At 45.5% G+C, this 18,675-nt stretch carries 16 protein-coding genes; 14 read left to right on the top strand and 2 right to left on the bottom strand.

Translation table 11 applies throughout. The features are described from left to right. Positions 1 to 98: 98 nt before the first annotated feature. The 3 genes from MHI32_RS22905 (at position 99) to MHI32_RS22895 (ending at position 6,049) form a co-directional block, all read left to right on the top strand. On the top strand, positions 99 to 2,726 hold the full coding sequence (locus MHI32_RS22905; protein WP_340010961.1) for a hypothetical protein: 2,628 nt from the start codon (positions 99 to 101) through the stop codon (positions 2,724 to 2,726). A 12-nt stretch (positions 2,727 to 2,738) separates the two neighbouring features. Then, positions 2,739 to 3,596 (top strand): RNA-binding domain-containing protein, encoded by an 858-nt coding sequence (locus tag MHI32_RS22900; protein ID WP_239715259.1) that lies wholly within the window; start codon positions 2,739 to 2,741, stop codon positions 3,594 to 3,596. Between the two features lie 860 nt (positions 3,597 to 4,456). After that, positions 4,457 to 6,049: a sensor domain-containing diguanylate cyclase gene (locus tag MHI32_RS22895; protein ID WP_340010958.1), complete on the top strand. Its 1,593-nt coding sequence runs from the start codon at positions 4,457 to 4,459 to the stop codon at positions 6,047 to 6,049. 198 nt (positions 6,050 to 6,247) lie between these two features. On the opposite strand, the gene MHI32_RS22890 is transcribed toward MHI32_RS22895, so the two are convergent. Continuing rightward, positions 6,248 to 7,273, bottom strand: coding sequence for a 2-dehydropantoate 2-reductase N-terminal domain-containing protein (locus MHI32_RS22890; RefSeq protein ID WP_076218836.1), 1,026 nt, complete (start codon positions 7,271 to 7,273; stop codon positions 6,248 to 6,250). A 199-nt stretch (positions 7,274 to 7,472) separates the two neighbouring features. Between MHI32_RS22890 and MHI32_RS22885 the strand changes: the two genes are divergently transcribed. From MHI32_RS22885 to MHI32_RS22865, 5 genes are all read left to right on the top strand, one after another. Further along, positions 7,473 to 7,991 (top strand): TetR/AcrR family transcriptional regulator, encoded by a 519-nt coding sequence (locus MHI32_RS22885; RefSeq protein ID WP_076128868.1) that lies wholly within the window; start codon positions 7,473 to 7,475, stop codon positions 7,989 to 7,991. Positions 7,992 to 8,174: 183 nt separating this feature from the next. Further along, entirely contained in the window at positions 8,175 to 8,861 is a 687-nt protein-coding gene (locus tag MHI32_RS22880; protein ID WP_076218835.1) for a cyclase family protein, read from the top strand. A 275-nt stretch (positions 8,862 to 9,136) separates the two neighbouring features. After that, positions 9,137 to 9,352: a hypothetical protein gene (locus MHI32_RS22875; RefSeq protein WP_076128872.1), complete on the top strand. Its 216-nt coding sequence runs from the start codon at positions 9,137 to 9,139 to the stop codon at positions 9,350 to 9,352. Beyond that, on the top strand, positions 9,346 to 9,606 hold the full coding sequence (locus MHI32_RS22870) for a hypothetical protein (protein ID WP_340012758.1): 261 nt from the start codon (positions 9,346 to 9,348) through the stop codon (positions 9,604 to 9,606). The genes MHI32_RS22875 and MHI32_RS22870 overlap by 7 nt, the downstream gene beginning before the upstream one ends. A gap of 205 nt (positions 9,607 to 9,811) precedes the next feature. After that, positions 9,812 to 9,946: a helix-turn-helix transcriptional regulator gene (locus MHI32_RS22865; RefSeq protein WP_339188112.1), complete on the top strand. Its 135-nt coding sequence runs from the start codon at positions 9,812 to 9,814 to the stop codon at positions 9,944 to 9,946. 297 nt (positions 9,947 to 10,243) lie between these two features. On the opposite strand, the gene MHI32_RS22860 is transcribed toward MHI32_RS22865, so the two are convergent. Next, positions 10,244 to 10,531 carry a hypothetical protein gene (locus MHI32_RS22860; RefSeq protein WP_036683320.1) on the bottom strand — a complete coding sequence of 96 codons (288 nt, stop codon included), beginning with the start codon at positions 10,529 to 10,531 and terminating at the stop codon, positions 10,244 to 10,246. 200 nt (positions 10,532 to 10,731) lie between these two features. Between MHI32_RS22860 and MHI32_RS22855 the strand changes: the two genes are divergently transcribed. The 6 genes from MHI32_RS22855 to MHI32_RS22830 all read left to right on the top strand — a co-directional run bounded on the left by MHI32_RS22855 (position 10,732) and on the right by MHI32_RS22830 (position 18,655). Further along, entirely contained in the window at positions 10,732 to 12,540 is a 1,809-nt protein-coding gene (locus tag MHI32_RS22855) for a sensor histidine kinase (RefSeq protein WP_036683317.1), read from the top strand. A gap of 3 nt (positions 12,541 to 12,543) precedes the next feature. After that, positions 12,544 to 14,175 (top strand): response regulator, encoded by a 1,632-nt coding sequence (locus tag MHI32_RS22850; RefSeq protein ID WP_036683314.1) that lies wholly within the window; start codon positions 12,544 to 12,546, stop codon positions 14,173 to 14,175. Between the two features lie 172 nt (positions 14,176 to 14,347). Continuing rightward, positions 14,348 to 15,730, top strand: coding sequence for an extracellular solute-binding protein (locus MHI32_RS22845; RefSeq protein ID WP_036683312.1), 1,383 nt, complete (start codon positions 14,348 to 14,350; stop codon positions 15,728 to 15,730). 104 nt (positions 15,731 to 15,834) lie between these two features. After that, positions 15,835 to 16,737: a sugar ABC transporter permease gene (locus tag MHI32_RS22840; protein WP_036683309.1), complete on the top strand. Its 903-nt coding sequence runs from the start codon at positions 15,835 to 15,837 to the stop codon at positions 16,735 to 16,737. A 14-nt stretch (positions 16,738 to 16,751) separates the two neighbouring features. Continuing rightward, the gene (locus MHI32_RS22835; RefSeq protein ID WP_036683306.1) at positions 16,752 to 17,588 is read left to right on the top strand and encodes a carbohydrate ABC transporter permease; all 837 of its coding nucleotides are present in this window, start codon (positions 16,752 to 16,754) and stop codon (positions 17,586 to 17,588) included. Between the two features lie 56 nt (positions 17,589 to 17,644). Then, positions 17,645 to 18,655 (top strand): glycoside hydrolase family 130 protein, encoded by a 1,011-nt coding sequence (locus MHI32_RS22830; RefSeq protein ID WP_036683303.1) that lies wholly within the window; start codon positions 17,645 to 17,647, stop codon positions 18,653 to 18,655. The last annotated feature ends 20 nt before the right edge of the window (positions 18,656 to 18,675 follow it).

Raw genomic sequence — 18,675 nt, 5'->3', positions numbered from 1 at the left:
GGATAAATGATAATCTTATAAATAGCTATTAGCCTACTCTGATTAATTCAAATATATAGATAACTACTAATAATCAGGAAGATGAGGGGGATTATTACATGGGTAGTGATAATATGGATAGAAAAGACCTTATTGATATTTCTGCCAACAAAATAAACAAAGAGCTATATGATGTATTTAATGGCTCTGATGATAATACTGTTCGCAGATGGATTTGGGAGCTGATTCAAAATGCTTGTGACACTTCCAGCACTCCGGTTGATATCTATGTCCAACATGATATCGAAAAAAAGATGGTCTCATTTTCTCATACGGGTGATCCTTTTGATAATGAATCGCTTAGAGGCTTAATTCTACAAAAATCATCTAAAACCGAAGATATTGAAAAAGGTGGTCAGTTTGGTACGGGCTTTATTACCACGCATTTATTGTCAAAAAAAATTAATATTACAGGGACTTTCATTAATAAAAATAAAGAACGCATACCTTTGGATTTCAATTTAGATAGAAGTAATTGGGAAAATAGTCTTGTATATAAAGAAGCCATACCAATACTCAAAGCTCATATTTCTGAAGCACTAGAAGAGTTGGATAAGATAGATGAAACTCCGGCTTCGGACGGTAATCTTGCTAATATTACAACTTTCAGATATGCTTTGGAATCTTTAGCAGAACATCATGACGAAAATAAATCTCCTGTTGTACAAGGAATTATGGATTTAGAAAAAAATATCCCGCTATTATTATCTTTTAGCCGTAAAATAAAGTCTATTGAAATAAATGGCGTTAAATATATCCGTAATCGTGATGATGATTACTCTAAAAATGAATTTGTTAGCTTTAGTAAAGTTCGGATCAATGAGAATCCAGAAGAAATTCTTTTGATTAAGCATTTGAAAATGAATTTTGAGATAGCAGTTATTTATAAGAATAAAACAATAATGAGATATCCTGAAAATAGTTCGCGCATTTACTGCCGATACCCTTTGATAGGAAGTGAATACTTTGGGTTACCGTTTGTAATAAATGCTGAATCGTTTCAAGTCACAGATCACCGTGATTCTTTACAAATACATAATACAAACAACATTATTTTGGATGAAGCTATTCTTTTATACGGTCGAATTATCGATTTTTTGATTTCCGATTCTTTTAGGGATATACATAATCTCTGTTATATGGAAGAAAAAAATAACACAGATAAGCTTAGTCAAAAGTATTGTCTCGAATCGAAAAATATATATTGTAAGAAACCTATTATCGAAACTGCCAATGGCGGAATGAAATCGATGCAGGAAATTAAGTTTCCATTCATTTTTAACGTTAATTTCAATGATGAAATAAAACAAGAAATGGATACTGGCATTAGGAAAAATTTCATAAAAGACTGTCAGAAAGATTTCTATGATTTGATGATGTATTGCAGCAATATTGATTTACCAAAGTATGAACTCTGTGAATCACTTTATAAGATTTATAAGGAATCACATCTTTCTATACAAAAGGTCATAGAACTTATTTTGCCAATTAATAACGGACTACTCAATAATTTAAAAGTGAATGCCTTCGAATGGCTGAATCAATTTATTGATTTATTACAAAAGTTAGAAATTTCTATTTGGAAGGATGAAAAAATATTTGTTAATCAAAAAAATCTCCTTTGCACCCTAAGCAATCGTTTTATTGACGAAATTGATGTAACGCTAAGAGGTGTATATACGGGTTTATTAAATGAAACTGAAATTAAGGCTGGCGATTTGGAAAATAAATTAATTCATAAAAATTTAGATTTATCAAAATCTATTTTTAAAGATTTAATTGGTAAATTCGGTAATAAGGATATTGCAGTACAAATTACAGATATCATAACGAAAAAACTATCTGAGGAAAAATCAAGAGGCAGTCTTGAAAGAGAAAAAACACTTCAAGATACATATGACAAATTATTTTTTTGGATGTTAGAACATGAAGAAGATTCTAAAAATATATTCCCTGTACTATTTGGAATGAGAATGGACCTGTGTTCAAATAGCGAGCATATAGATAACTACTTTGCAAGACTTGAAAAAGATAAGTTCTTAGAGGAAACGAACAGTGATTCATTAGACGCTGCAAAGTCCAAAATTATAGATTTGAAAAAAGAATTAAATGAAATGCAAGAAAAAATAAATGGATTGGAAAAGACAGTAGAAATTGAAAAAAATATTGATTTAAAATTAATAAATGAATTTGAAGGTATGGATGTTACCGAAATATTTGAAAATCTGGCTAAGCTGTCAATTTATAATGAAACCGATATGCAACGATATCTAGATTATACAAAACAAACCCCTGAAAGAAAAAGGGCATTTCTAAAATATATTAGTACTGGGCTCTCCGAGTATTATCAAAAAATTCAAGAGATGTTGAGCATATCCGAACAAAGAGTTTCGAGTTATTTAATATCAAACGGATATAAATTAGAGAGTAAGAGGAAAATTGCACCAACTGCCTACGACACCATTAAAAATAAAGATGGCGATAATATTATCTTGATTATCCGCCCAAGCAATAAGAAAAAAGTGATTTTTTATTATGACAGCGAACCTAATTTTTTAAGAACTAATAGTGAATTATGGGTTGTTGACACTGATAATCCGACGGATATTCCGAGACAATTAACTTTAGGAGATATATTGTTAGTTACACAAATAAAAGTTATACCCTTGAAAAATTTATTTGTATAAAGGAGAATCGATATGTTTTACATGGATGATATTTTTAAAGAGAAAATCCAGAAAAAGGAAACTAAAAATGTTAAATACTATTTTACAGTGCAACCCGCTGATAAAATGGCAGAAGAGATGGTCGCATTTGCTAATACGGATGGTGGTTACATATTTTGGGGGATAAACTTTAAGACCGAATTTGAATTAGTCGGAATTACAGGGGTATGGCTTGAAGAAAGATTGCAAGAAATTATTAATCGAATCCCTAAAGAATTAAATTATTGCATGAGCGAGTTTAATGTGGAAGGAAAAGTGATATTTGGAATTAGAATTTTTAAATCAAAGGATTGCTTGAAGTTTAACGGGAAAAAATATATTATGAATAGTAATATTAGCGAGCAAGTTAACTCTAAAATATTTATCAGCCATTCATCTAAAGATGAGAAGTATGGTGCTGCTCTTGTGGGCCTTCTCGAGGACATAGGCGTTAAAAGTAAAGATATTATTTTTACAAGTGATGATGAACATGGTGTTCCTTTGGCAGCAAATATTCCTGACTATTTAAAAAATCAACTTGATAATAACTGTTTTATGATTTATTTATTATCTGACAATTATTTTGATAGCCCAGCTTGTTTAAATGAAATGGGCGCAGCTTGGGTAAAAACAAATGACTACATAAGTATTGGTGTTCCGAGTTTCTCTTTTGGAAATGATAAATTTAATGGCGCTTTTATCGATACAAGAAAATTGGGTTTAAACATGGACAATAGAACTAAACTAGTGAGTTTTAGAAATTTAATTCAAAATAAATTTAGTATCGAAAAGATGGATGATGAAAGATGGAGTAGAAAACTAGAAGAGTATCTTAAAAAAATTGAGGATTAACTTAACTTTGTTGGTAACAACTGAAAATAAAAGGCAAGCTATAACGAAGTTTTTAACCTCTTGCCACACGAGGCTTCACGTCTTAAACCTAATAAATTCATAGAATCTCGGAACCTATGCCCGTTGGCTGGGTTCTTATTCCATTCTTGAAAGTGAGGCATTTTGTCACATGTATTGAGGTAGTCGGCTGTAGAAACATAAATTTTGTGATTCCTTGTTCTTAAATTCCTACTTTTGTATTTTTGTAAGCGTACAAACCATTTTTGTCACACTATCAGGAATGAAGAGCAATATTATACCAAGGGGAGTAGAAGTACATTGCTTTTGCTTGGAAAATTGCTAACATTTTTGCTAACATGGCTGCATATCCGATTCTCTGAACGCAGAGAGTATGGAACACAAAAAAGCACTCTAACCCGCATGGTTAAAGGCTTTATGCTCGATCTTTCCGTAGCATAGAAAAGGGTCTACTAAGACCGTTTCAAGACTTAAAATCCTGCGGTACGTGAGTACCGTACGGGTTCGACCCCCGTCCTCGGCATCACAGTGAAAACCTTGAGAAATCAAGGTTTTTTTGTTTTTCTTGAGTAAAGCTTCCATCAAAAGCTAAGGTTCTGTATATCTGGTAATCACATTCAAACACACAGGACTCAGGGTAATAACACTCCTTTTCAGTGCTTGTCTAATCACAAGCTCTGGAGAGGAGTTTTTTTAATATGGAAGATTTCATGAACCGCCGTATATCAAACGGTAAACACAGTGGTATGAGAGATCCGAGCCTTTTGATTACTGTCGAATAACATCTTAATTTGTTGTATTATTGATTAAGCTAGTTTTCAAGAACCAAGGAGGGTTAAGGTTTGCTTACACTGAGAAGAGCTGAGCCGTGTCAAAGTAAAAAGCTCAGTCTCACATCGCTGCTTACGGGCTTGGTCACGCTGGTGGTTCTACTAACCTCAAGCATTCTTCTGATTGGCTCTTACGAGTCCAAAAAACAGTCCTTGATGGAGACTACACTCCATCTGAATTACTACAACGCTGACCGAATGACCAAAACAATGGATTCCTTATTTCAGTCCATGCGCAGCAGTTTGGAATACAGTGCTGACACACTCTCCGATGACGAAACCTCAACGCCGAAGCAAGTGGATGATAATTTGGAACTGATGCGCAATAGTAGCAATTACTTCAATTCTATCGCCGTGCTCGATGCCGACGGGCTGATCCGCAATGTAGTACCGACTAGTTTGGGGTCAGCAGGAAACCATATTACTTCTAAGGTCGGTTTGGAAGCTCTGGCGTTAAAAAAACCTTACATATCCTCCCCCTACATGACCCAAACCACAAAGAGACTAATCGTTTTTATGAGTCAGCCGATTTTTAGCAAGAATGGTACATATCGCGGTATTTTGAGCGGCACATTTTATCTGCAGGAGAACAATATTTTGTCTATGATTTTTGGCGACAATAACGTGGACGATTCTGGCTCCTATTATTATATTGTGGATTCAAGCGGGCATCTGTTGTACCACCCGGATAAGCAGCTCATTGGGGAGGATGTCAGCAATAACAAGGTTGTGCAGAAACTCATGAATGGGGAGAGTGGGGAACAGCAAGTGCGTAACACCCGTGACGTTGAAATGCTTGCCGGATACTCCAGCGTTCCAGCCAACGGATGGGGAATTGTGGTCGTTTCGCCGATTAGTGTCATCCATCATCAACTGATGGGGCACCTTCGGACCATTCTCTGGTATTCGTTGTTTCCGTTCATTATCCTCCTGATGGGCGTCATTCTCGTAGCACGCAAGCTGGCCCGGCCTTTTGTGTACCTGGCAAATCTGGTGAGCAGGATGGGCAAGGAAAAGATTGAATTGCCAGAAGCGAAGCCGCAATGGAGCCGAGAGGCAGATCTGCTGACCAAGGCTGTGTTGCTTGCCGTGACGGATATTCAGAAGCAGACGGATCAACTGACCCAAGAGGCTACGACGGATGCTCTGACCGGTTTAATGAACCGGAGATCGTTAGAGTATACGATGAGTCAGTGGATGGACTCAGGACAACCGTTTTCGCTCATTGTACTGGATGTAGACAAATTCAAACTCGTGAACGACACTTACGGTCATCTCATCGGCGACGAAGTGCTGAAACATGTAGCCAAAGTTATAGTTACCTCGGTTCGTCCAGACGATGTTTGCTACCGCTACGGCGGTGAAGAGTTCATCATCTTGCTAGCCCACACAAGACCTGAGGAAGCTTTCATCATAGCTGAAAGAGTCCGGCGGGCAATGGAACAAAGCAAGGGGCCAATCGAGACACAGGTTACAATCTCTCTAGGAATCGCCCATTATCCTTTTCATACATTGGAGCGGGAGGGGCTGCTGGAGAAGGCGGATCAGGCGTTATACTTGGCCAAGAGCAGGGGAAGAAACCAGACGATGGTCGCTGATGTTTGAAACAATGGCTACGCAGACCTGCCATATGTGGGCTGACCGAATGCTGCATATCAGCACGGGTGGCACGAAGTCAGCGGGCAGCAAAGGACGAAAGTGTAACCTTCCAAGCTGAACAAGGAAAATGTTATTCGCTATTATGAATGTTCGGAGCGGAAACAGTATTTCATCTTTGATGAAATACTGTTTTTTGTGCGGATGTTAATTATGTTCAACACGTTGCAATAATTCCTTTAAAGCCTTCATCTGCCGGCCTTGAAGTTCTCCCTCTACAATCGAATTCCGTATAGATTCTACATCCTGAGCCTTCACTTTACCCCCATGATGGAAACGATTGAATGCTTGATAATCTAGCGGCAGCATATCTTGTTCCATTTTGAGATGTATTTTTGCTGTCATGCGTGGCCCCATCACAAAACTCATAATCTTACCGATTAGACCATGCTTGGGCAGGGATGCTATTTCACCCTGAGCACGGCAAGCGAGCTGCCAAAGATCTTTATTTGCAATAACGGCTGAGAATTTAGGCCAACCTACGATATCACAAGCAGCGTATACAGGAAAACCTATACTAGAGTAAATATTGAACATCGCCGGACTTACTTGACCACAGCGTGAGACCCCAGAGTTATTGTACAGTGCGCTAAATTGTTTGGCAGCTGATTTATTATTGTTCTCGACCTGGAAACCGACCTTGTTCGCCGGATGTTTGTAACAGACAATGGCTTGGTTAATGAGTTTGGGGTCTGTTGGTGCATGCACAGGCAAATCAGCCTTGGATTGATGACTTAACGTACCCAGTATTCCTCTTAACAGCTGGTCTTCCGGAATTCTCATGTACTGAATGTAATGTTCACGAATCCCGCTTCCAAACGCACTCATAATCACCGTAGTTTTAGAATTACGAACGACATCTCCCAATTTGGATAACGTAGCTACGCCTTCTGGTGAACGGCTCACATTTCCGTCCAATGTAATAATAATAAATTGATACTGCTGAGGTTCTATTTCTTCTATATCTTCTATGACATTAAAGTTGCTAAAATCTTTCAATGTAGCATCGTCATAGCAATATAGTTTCTGAGGAGGAGCGAAGTCTGCTTTTCGTCCTTTTCGTACAAGAAAGGTAACATCGGTGCCTGATAAGTGTAGATGGTAACCTACAGAGAAACCTACTGCTCCTGCACCTACTATAAGAATGTTTGTTTTATCTGAAGTGATTGTCATTGTTAGTTCATCTCCTTGTATTATATAAAAATAGATTTTGGCTTATTAATTCCTCATTAAGTGGACATGTGTTGATTTAATGTCGTGTTGTCAGTATAATCTATACGTCTGAACAATCACAATAATCAATACCTTTGTAAATGTTATGAAGTAAACAGATTACATCTATTATGTTGAAAGGATAGAACAGGAGGAGCATATGGTTGGAACCAAGAATAACAGAAGAACTAAATATACGATTAATCTCATTAAAGAGAGCTTCCTGGTTTTATTAGAAACTAAAAAGTTACCTCAAATAACGGTCACTGAAATATGTAACTACGCTGATATCAACCGTGGCACCTTTTATTTGCACTACAAAGATCCTTTTGAATTATTTGAAGTGATGCAGAATGAATTTAATAAAGAATTGGTGGAAGCATTACAAGAAGGAGGCAGTCCTTGCACATCTGAAGAATCCATGGTCAAACTGTTAAACATTATTCAAGATAAGAAAACCATGTATCAGCTTCTAATTTCAGAGAGTGGAAAAAGTGAATTTTTAACACGAGTTTTACTTGAACAAAATTGGAACGAACCCTTTCTAAGGGACTATTCTTTCACTTACAAGGTTTATGGATCTATTGGTGTCATTAATCAGTGGCTCGAGTCAAACGGGGGAGAAAGTCCGCAAACCATTGCCAATATAATTTATTCTTTAGGTCATCAGAACAAATAGTTTGAAAAATACACACTAAGAGTGGCATTTTAGGAAGCTATATAATAATTACTGCAATAATGTACTATTTATCAACAACTTTAAGCTGTAATATTATCGTTACATTATCGGACCAGCATAAATCCTGTACAAAAAATGAGTATACGTAGAGGGGAATTATGTGATCTATAGGAGCGTGTTACTATTTCAAAATTCGTCGAAATTGGTTACCCAATTTATGAAGGAATGCCTATTTTTCCAGGATTACCAGAAGTGAAATTAGATCCTAGAGAGCGCTTGATTAAAGGAGATGAATGGAACGGAAGTGTGTTAAGCATTTATCTTCATGCTGGTACCCATGTCGATGCACCATGGCATCATTTGAATAACGGTAAGGGGATAGATGCTGTTCCTATAGAAGACTTCATCTACAGAAGCCCACTATTAATTGACTGCCCGCTTGGCCCAAACGGCTTTATCACAATCAACATGCTTGAGGAATATGAAGAACTTAATGAAGCGGATATTCTAATCTTCAACACGAGCTATTGGAAACACAGAGATACGGATTTCGAAAAATACGCCAATAATTTTCCTGCTGTCTCTTCGGAAGCTGCCGAATACATCCGGACGAAGCTCCCAAACTGCAAAGCAGTAGCTATTGATACCTTGAGCATTGAAAATTTGGCAGAAGCAAAAAGAAACGGCTATTTTGTCCATCATGCCTTTTTAGATCATGAGAAATATAAAGAGCCGACAATGCTCATTTATGAAGATATTAACCCAGCTCCATTAGTTGGCAAAAAACTCATTTCTGCCTTCGCAGCACCACTTCGTATTAAAGACCATGATGCTTCTATCATTAATGTAATCGTTGAAATAGAAGATTAAAGGCTATTCAGTAATAGTTGTTTCTCCTGTGATTATATCTGCAACATCATCTCGGACTGTTCCTGTACCGTAGGGGTTCTATCCCCGTCTTATCATCCTTGACCAGAAGATCGCATGACTCTCATGAAATATTGAGGTCATGCGATTTTTTTATTTTAAAAATCAGAGCATTACAGATCGTCGCTGCCGAAGATAATTTGGAGTTGAATTCTGAATAAATTAATAGTTGACAAGGAACTTATCATACCGTTCCTAAAATCAGTGAGCAAGGGGATTTGAGACAAGGATTTGCCCAAATTGCCAGTGCGCCGTTGGAGGGAATCATCAATGCTGCTGATGTCGTCGCCTTCGTCCTAATTGTAGGGGGAGCTTTTAGAATTATTCTGCAGACGGGGGCGATTGACCGGGCACTGATGGCTTTAGCCGGAAGACTCAAAAGTGATTCCGATAGCCATGGTGATTTTCAGCGGTATTCCAAAATGATATTCTAAACCGCCATCACTTCATCAAGGAGAACGATGGGATAGAAGTAAGTTTCTCGAATCGGGATAAATTAATTATTGGCGGCTTCATCTTTACCTTGGGGCTTATTGTCTGGGGAATACTGAGCAAAGGCTGGTATATGACTGAGATCGGAGCGCTTTTCTTTGCACTTGGTATTTTTTCAGGGATTGTCACCCGGATGAGTCAAAAGGAAATTGCCGAGAATTTTGTTAAAGGTTGCGGAGAATTTATCTACGTGTGAGTTGTAATTCATCTTGTCAGCGTTTGTAACGATTTTTGGCACAAGTATCTTAGTCCTGATGGTCAAGAAACCCTTGATTTATCAGGGCTTTTTTAATGGTTTTCCTTGAGTATTATTAAAGATACTCTAAATGGCTAAAACTGATTTTAGGTTCAAAAGCTCGTGGATCAATTGTTGGCACAAATCGTAGTGTGGAGGCGGTTAAATGAACACTATTGGGGCAAATATTAAACAACTACGAAAAATACATAATCTTAATCAAACGGATTTTGCTAATAAAATCGGTGTTTCTCAAGGCAGCCTTAGTGATTTGGAATCTGGAAAAGGAAGCCGGCAATAGAGACGGTTTTCTCAATTTGCTCTGAGTTCGGTTGTTCTTATGAATGGCTTTTAACCGGGAAGGAGCATTCAACTATTGGTGAATTAAGTGGTACAGTAGTGGAGTTATTGCAGACTGTTAAGGGGCTTAACCCTAGAGAACAGCTAGAACTGTGACAGATCGCAAAAATTAAGCGTGATTTACTGTAAAGATGATCAAGCGGAAATAAAAACGTAAAATTGAAATTTTGACGTAGTTTTTACATCTTCACATCCAGATGTCGAAGCAGCAAATGGAAGCAGTATATTGTTACCAGACCTATACATGGAATACCACATGAAGCAGACCAGATTGCCCGCCGCCATAATAAGTGAACACTGCGTTGCCGCCAGTATTCAGTTGGGGCAGGACTTCGCTCAACGTTCCCCCCATCTCTGTTTCATGCTTCATAGAATCGCCCTTGAAACCGTCAGTTTGGCTAATTGTATTATTTTTTACGTATGAGGCAACAAAATCAGTGAGCTCTGCTACTGTTGGATCGTTCAACATTTGCCGCAGAAAGGCATCAAACGGAATGGACTGACCGTCACAAGCATAATTACTCAATCGCGCAGCTTCCCGTCAACTTGAGCCATGATTAGTGAATCCGCACCATGTTATGCGGAGGGCCCCCTGCCTATTGATAATAAGGGACGGAATCCGCTAAATAATCATGCCCTGTCTTGACACCGGACTGGAGCAGCCATATGGTACAAGTGACAAGAACATACAAACATAGGGAGATACATGCTCAAGAAGGGGGAACTATGAATACATTCACAGCCTATGGCCGTAAGATCCGGCAGCAGATCGCCGGCAGGTATTACCGGATATCCATCAAACAGAGGATTCTGTTCTCGTTCATCGTGCTGATTACGCTGTCCATCGGTGCAATGGGCAGCTTCTCGTATTGGATTGCCGCGCAGGAGATCGAGGATAATGCCTACGCCGGCAGCCGGGAGACCGTAAGCAAGACGGCACAGCTGCTGGATTCCCGCCTGAATGATGTGGCGCTGTCTGTGCAGTCCCTGATGCTGAGCGATGCGTACCGCAAGATGATGCTCGATGTGTTCAGCCATGATGTGTCGAATTACTATGTCCATCTGTCGGATCTGCAATATGTGCTCTCCCAGGTAACGTTCAATCAGCCGATCATCGAAAACGTGCTGATCGTTACCCCGATTGGCGATTTCTATTCCACTACGCAGATCCGGGCGCAGGACAACTCGTTCTACGGCTCGGAATTATATGATCTGAGCAAGGAGCGGCCGGGCGGCTACTGGGCCAAAGGACATTATGACCGGTTGTTCACGGGCAGCCAGCGGGTGGTCTCCTTCGTAGTCCGGGGGATTTATGAATACCCTTACACGCCGATCAGCAATGTATTTATTGTGGTCAATATCAGGGAGAGCCGGATAGATGAGCTGCTGAATACAGGCGGAGAACAAGCAGGGAGAAATTATTATCTGGTGAGCGGGGAAGGAGAGGCGGTGGTGGAGTCCCGCTGGCCGTTCCGGGGCAGGTTCCCCTGGAAGCCGGTGCTTGCCGAAGCCGGGAAAGCGGCCGATCCGCAGGACCACTACTACAGCTATGGCGGCAAGAAGTATCTGGTTAATTATACAAGCTCAGCGGTATCACCCGACTGGATCATCTCCGGCATGCAGTCGCGGGACCAGCTGCTGGGCAAGCTGCAGCGGGTGCAGCGCATTACCCTCTATGTCATCGTTGTTTTCCTGCTGGCCACCTGGCTGATCTCCAACCAGCTGACATCTGTGCTGCTGAAGCCCCTGTTCAAGCTGCGGCGGCTGATGCGCAGAGTCGAAGAGAACCAGCTCAGCGTGGTGTATGAGAGCCGTTATGAGGACGAGGTTGCCCAGGTCGGCTTTCAGTTCAACCGGATGATGTCAGAGATTAAGACGCTGATCGCGGATGTGAAGACCAAGGAGGAGGACAAGCGGCATGCAGAGATCCGCGCGCTTACGGCCCAGATGGAGCCGCACTTTCTGTACAATACACTCAATACCATCTATTGCAAATCGGTCATGGGGGAGAATGACGATGTAAATGAGATGATCCTGTCGTTGTCGCAGATGTTCCAGATCGGGCTCAGCGGCGGCAAGGATCTGATTACCCTTGCGGATGAGCTGTCCCACGTGCGGCAGTATTTCGCTATTCAGCAGAAATGCTATGAAGGTCTGTTCGAATACACGGTGACGGTAGAGGATGAGGCACTGCTTACCTGTCTGATGCCCAAGATTATCCTGCAGCCGGTGGTGGAGAACAGCATCCAGCATGGATTCAGCGACCGGACTTTAGGAGGCAGGATAGACATCACGGTCAGCCGGGAGCAGGGGCTGCTGCATATTTGCATTACCGACAATGGACGGGGACTTGATGCTGTACGGGTCAAGCAGGGGATGCTCAGTGCTCCGCAGTCGAGGAAAGGTTATGCCCTGTTCAACATCAGGCACCGGCTGGCGCTGTATTACGGGGACGAAGCCCGTATGGATGTGGGCGGCGAACCAAGTAAGGGATCACGGACGGATCTGTGGATTCCCTCAGAAGAGGAGAGATGAAGGATGGACCGGAAGCTGGAGCTGGAAAGGTTCAAATTATGTGTAATCGACGATATTAAAAGTGTGGTGGAGATGGTCTCGAGCAAGCCGCCATGGCAGGAGCACGGTATTGAGGTAGTCGGTACAGCGCTGGACGGTGAAGCGGGGCTGCAGATTATCCGCGAGACCCGGCCGGACATTGTGCTGACTGATATCCGGATGCCAAGAATGGACGGCCTGCAGATGACCCGGGCGATTCTGGAGGAACTGCCGGACTGCAAGATTATTATCCTCAGCGCCTACTCGGAGTTCTCTTATGCCCAGGAAGCCATCCGACTAGGGGCGCTTGATTTCGTCAAGAAGCCCTTTTCCCTGAACGAGATTGTGCAGGCTGTGCTGAAGGCCAGGGAGTTGTGCCGGGAGGAGCGTCAGGAGACCACCAGACTTGCTGTGATGGAGGCCAAAATTAGAGAAAGTCTGCCTATTCTCCGCCAAGAATATCTCATCTTCCTGCTGCACCACCAGACGACAGAATCGGATGCACGTTCCCGCTGGGCCTATCTCGATATCCCTCTGGACCAGCATGATTTCTTCGTGTTTGTCGCCGAAATCGATCATTTCACGGAGAAGCTGAGCGGCCAGCCTGTGCAGGAGGTCGAGCTGCTGCGGTTCAGCCTGCATAATATTCTCGAAGAGACGATTTCCGCCTGGACCCGCGGCGTTATCATCCGGGAGGCGACAGACCGGTACGTCTGCATCATGAACGGCTCGGACCCGGATACGGCCGCGCTGGTTACGGAGGCCTGTTGCACGAATGTAAGCCGATTCTCCCGGCATACACTTTCCATTGGCGTGGGGCTGGGCGCAGCGGCGATTCAGGAGCTGGGCACAGCGTACAGGCAGGCGATTAGCGCGCTGGGTTATCATTTCTACACCGGAGGAAACGGGGTCTACATTTACAGCAATGTCGAGAATAAACCGCTCGCACTTCACAGCTACTCCGCCGCCGTCGAGCAGGAGCTGCTGTTCGCCCTGCGTTCCGGCAATTCTGCCAAAAGCCTGCAGATGCTCGATCAGCTATTCGCGGAGCTGCTGGACAGCGGGCTTTTGCCTGAGCCGCGTTATGTGGAAAGCGTCGGCTATGAGCTGGGCTACAGGATCTGCCGGGTCCTGCTGGAGCAGTTCCCCTACGGGCAGGTGGAGCCGCTGGAGCGCAGGATTGCCGTCATGAAGAACCGGGTGCATCCTTCCCTGCAGGATATCCGGGACCTGCTGTCCGGGCTGTGCCGGGAGGCCTGTGCGCTGGTTACGGAGGTCCGTTCCCTGGAGTCCACACGGATTATCCGCCAGGCCGCCGCTTATATCGATAGCCATCTGGATACGGGGCTGTCGCTGGAGCAGGTGGCGAAGCAGATTAACCTCAGCCAGGGGTATTTCTCCAACCTGTTCAAGAAGGTGCAGGGGATTTCGTTTCAGCAGTATGTGATGCACGAGAAGATGGAGAAGGCTAAGGCGATGCTGATCAGCGGCCGGCAGGTTCAGGAGATCGCCCAGGATCTCGGGTATGAGCACAGGCGCTATTTCAGCGAGGTGTTCAAGAAATATACCGGAATGACCCCGTCCGAGTTCAAACTGCATTATCTTGGAAAAGAATAAAAATGCGCAGGGGAGGCATGTCCGCAGGGCGGAGGTGGCCTCCCTTCACTGTATAAAGCTCCTGCAGAAATCTGCCCTTAAAGTGGGCTTACCCGCCTTATCCGGATGCGCCAATCCGTCTATAATCAGGTTGTAAGCGAATACAACAGGGATATATAAGGGGGAACTACCAATGATGAAGCGTATGCTAATAACATCTCTGAGCCTGGTCCTGGCACTTGGCCTGACAGCCTGCGGCAACGGTAACGGTGGCAATGCTGCAGAAGGTAAGGGAGACGGGAAGACAGGCGGCTCGGGGGACAAGACCAAAATCAGCTACTGGACCGGCGACCGTCATGATGCGGATTTCGTGAAGGACAAGGTAGCCGAGTTCAACGCAACCAATACTGACGGGATTGAGGTGGAGCTGGTCGTCAAGGGCGACGACTTCGATACCGCACTCGATCTGTCCTTCCAGACCTCCGATGCGCCGGATGTAATCCGGGTGAAGGAGAATACCATCCAGACCTTCTACAAAAAAGGCTTTCTCGCTCCCATTGACGAGTTCCTCACCGATGAGCTGAAGACGAAATTCCCGGTCATGCCGGATCTGAATGAATTTGACGGCAAGCGTTACAGTCTGCCGAATTATGGAACAACCATGCGTCTAGTATACAACAAGGATCTGTTCGCCAAAGCAGGCGTTGAGCATCCGCCAGCTACCCTGCAGGAGCTGGTGGATACCGCCAAAAAATTGACGGAAGCCGGTAAAGCGGACGGCGCTTACGGCTTCGCCCAGAACTTCAAAAGCCCCGGAAGCGCGTTTGCGCGTTCGGCGCGGGTGATTGCGGAGATGAGCGGCTACGGCGGTTTCGGGTATGATTTCAAGACGGCCCGCTACGATTTCAGCGGCTTCGAATCGATCATCAATGCCTTTAAGCAGATCCGGGACAACGGCAGCATGCTGCCGGGTGTGGAATCGCTGGATATTGATCCGCTGCGGGCGCAGTTTGCAGAGGGCAAAATCGGAATGTATATGTCCTACTCCTCGGAGCCGGGCGTCTACAAGAATCAGTTCCCGGCCAAGATTGACTGGGCAGCCGCTCCGGTTCCGACCATCGACGGCACCGTGAAGGGGGCTTCGGGCTTCCTCGGGGGCCAGTGGCTGGCGCTGAGCTCGAAGTCGGAGCACAAAGGAGCAGCCTGGAAGTTCATGGAGTTCATGTACGGCGATCAGGTGCTGACGGATTATCAGGAAAAAGGCTTTGGTATCTCCATGGTTCCATCCGTCAGCGCAGTAGCCAAGACACCGGATGTGAACGGCATTGAAGGCTTCCTGCCGAACAAGCACGATGGAGTGTGGCCGGTCTATCCGTCTGTAGCACCGGAAGGGATGAAATCGGATGACGCCTTCTTCAAGTATATGCTGAACGGCGGCGATCTGAAGGCAATTATCGCCGATCTGAACAAACGCTATAACACTGCACTGGACAGCGTGATTGCGAATGATGGCGTGAAGGCCGAGCCGGATGCCGGCTTTGACCCCGCCGCATTGGGCGGCAAGTTCGCCAAGTAGATGGAAGGTCAGGGATAGAGATATAGGCCAAAGCAGAGGGATGAGGAAGCAGCTTTCCCATCCCTCTGCTCTGGCCGCAAGGGAGAGGAGCCGGAAGAAACCAGATGAACAAAACAAAACAAGCCTTATTTTCATACAGCTTTATCTTTCCAAGTGCCTTGCTCACGTTGGTCCTCGGGATTTATCCGATTGCCTGGGCGTTCCGCTATATGTTCTATGATTACAAAGGGTTCGGAACGGCCCGGTTTACCGGGCTGGCCAATTTCAGCCGCATCCTGAAGGATACCCAGTTCTGGGATTCGGTGGTGAACACGTTTGTCTATGCAGGCGGCAAGCTGCTGATCACTATTCCGCTGGCTCTGCTGCTGGCCTCCATATTGAATCGGGGGCTGCGGGGCAGACAGCTGCTGCGGGGGATTTTCTTCATGCCGACCGTCATCAGTACCGCCGTAATGGCCGTAGTCTTCTTCACGATCTTTAACTCGTATAACGGGATTCTCAACCAGTTCCTGATCCGTTCGGGCCTTTCCGATTCCGGTGTGGACTGGCTGGGGCCGAAATATGCCATGCTCACCGTCATTTTGGTTGCGGCTTGGGGGGCGGTCGGCAATTACATGCTGCTCTTCCTCGCCGGTCTGCAGAATATCCCGGAGGATGTTTATGAAGCCTCTTCCCTGGACGGAGCAGGCAGACTCCAGCAGTTCCGCTATGTCACCCTGCCGATGCTCGGGCCTGTCATGCAGATGGTCATTATGCTGGCGATCATTACAGCTTTGAAGGGATACGAGAGCATTATGGTGCTGACCGAAGGCGGTCCTGTAGGCAAGACAGAGGTGATGTTCCTGTATTTGTACAAATTATTTTTCCCTGTCGGCGGAGGCAGCGCGGCGGTCCAGGTCCAAGAGTTCGGATACGGCAGTGCGGTCGCCTTCGTGTCTGCGGTCATCGTCGGGATCATATCGCTCATTTATTTCTACGCATCCAGACGTATGAATCAGACCGATTGAGGAGAGAGGCTATTATGAGAATAAGAACCATACTGGGCAATATCATCCTGTGGATTTTTTTGCTGGCATTTGCTTTTATCACCCTGATTCCGGTTGTTATCACCATTCTCGGCTCCTTCAAGACAAATGCCGAACTGACTGCGGGAGCCACCTTCCTGCCGGATAGCTGGCACTTCTCGAACTATGCCGAAGCCTGGGCGCAGGCGAATTTCTCCAGATATACGCTGAACAGCCTGATTGTCTCTCTGGCGGCGGTGGTTGGCACGCTGCTGGTATCATCCATGGCGGCTTATGTGGTGGACCGGATGGATTTTGCAGGCAAGAAACTGTATATCGGCCTGCAATCCTTCACTATGTTCGTGGCAGTAGGGGCGGTCGTGCTGCGTCCGCAGTTTGATCTGATGGTCAAGCTTCATCTGCACAGCAGCCTGTGGGGGGTCATATTGATTCTGATCTCCGCCCATGCTTCGATCTTCTTCATTCTGTCCAGCTTCATGAAGGGGATTCCCCGTGAGCTGGATGAGGCGGCGCTGATGGACGGCAGCTCCCCCGGCCGCACCTTCTGGCGGATTATTCTGCCGCTGCTCGGACCTGGACTCGGCGTAGGTGCGCTGTTCACCTTCCGCGGCGCGTGGAATGAATATCTGCTGCCACTCGTGTTCACGATGACGAAGCCGGAGCTGCAGACGCTGACTGTCGGGCTGGCGAACCTGAAATACGGGATTTCGGCCGCTTCCCAGACCCACTATATGATGGCAGGCGCCTGCTTGTCCATTCTGCCGATTCTCGTAGCCTATCTGTTCGCCAACAAATCCTTCATGCAGATGACAGCCGGTTCCCTCAAAGGGTAGCGGTCCGGCCCTGCGCAACCCATATTCCATATTTAACATTCAAGGAGGTACATCCCATGACTCAACACGCTCCGGCAATTCTGCAATCTGCCCCGTTCATCCGGCGGTATCCGGGCAATCCTGTGCTGGATGCAACGAAGGTTCCTTACCCCACCGCACTGGTATTCAATGCCGGTGTAACGAAATTTAACGGCAAGTATGTGATGATCTTCCGTAATGATTACGGCTCACTGGTAGATCAGACGCTTGAGCCGCACCACACCACGGATCTCGGCATTGCTTACAGTGACGACGGGCTGAGCTGGACCGCCGGCCCGAAGCCAGTGTTCAAAATTCATGACGAGGAAATTATCCGCGCCTACGACCCGCGCCTGACCGTGATCGGCGGCCGTTGTTATATGTGTTTTGCCGTGGATACGCACCATGGCATCCGCGGCGGAATTGCCGTTACCGATGATCTGGAACACTTCGAGGTGCTCAGCCTGTCTACACCGGACCTGCGCAATATGGTACTGTTTCCCGAGTTGATCGGCGGCAAGTATGTCCGGCTGGAGCGTCCCTTCACGGTATACAGCCGCGGCGGCCGGGACCGCTTCGATGCCTGGATCTCCGAGTCGCCGGACCTGAAGCATTGGGGCAACTCCAGCCTACTGCTCGCCGTCGAGCAGGTGCCGTTTGCCAATGACAAGGTTGGCCCGGCCGCACCTCCGGTCCGGACGGATAAGGGCTGGCTGACCACCTTCCATGCGGTGGATGTGGACCCGGCCAGAGGCAAGCAAGGTTGGGAGGACACCTGGAAGAAGCGCTATACCGCCGGAATTATGCTGCTGGATCTGGAGGACCCCCGCAAGGTGATCGGCATGAGCAGGCAGCCCCTGCTGGTACCGGAGACAGACTATGAGATTGGCGGGGGATTCCGCAATCATGTGATTTTTCCGGGAGGGATGATTCTGGAGGAAGACGGCGAGGTCAAGATCTATTACGGCTCTGCGGATACGGTGGAATGTCTGGCAACGGCCCATGTGGACGATCTGCTCCGGCTCTGTCTGGAGCCGGAGCATAGATAAGATTGGAAGCAGGCTGAGGG

Origin of the sequence: Paenibacillus sp. FSL H7-0690 (assembly GCF_037980415.1) — a bacterium.
Lineage (GTDB): Bacteria > Bacillota > Bacilli > Paenibacillales > Paenibacillaceae > Paenibacillus_AQ > Paenibacillus_AQ odorifer.
The sequence above is the reverse complement of the archived record's forward strand: the minus strand, read 5'-3'. Positions and strand labels throughout refer to the sequence as shown.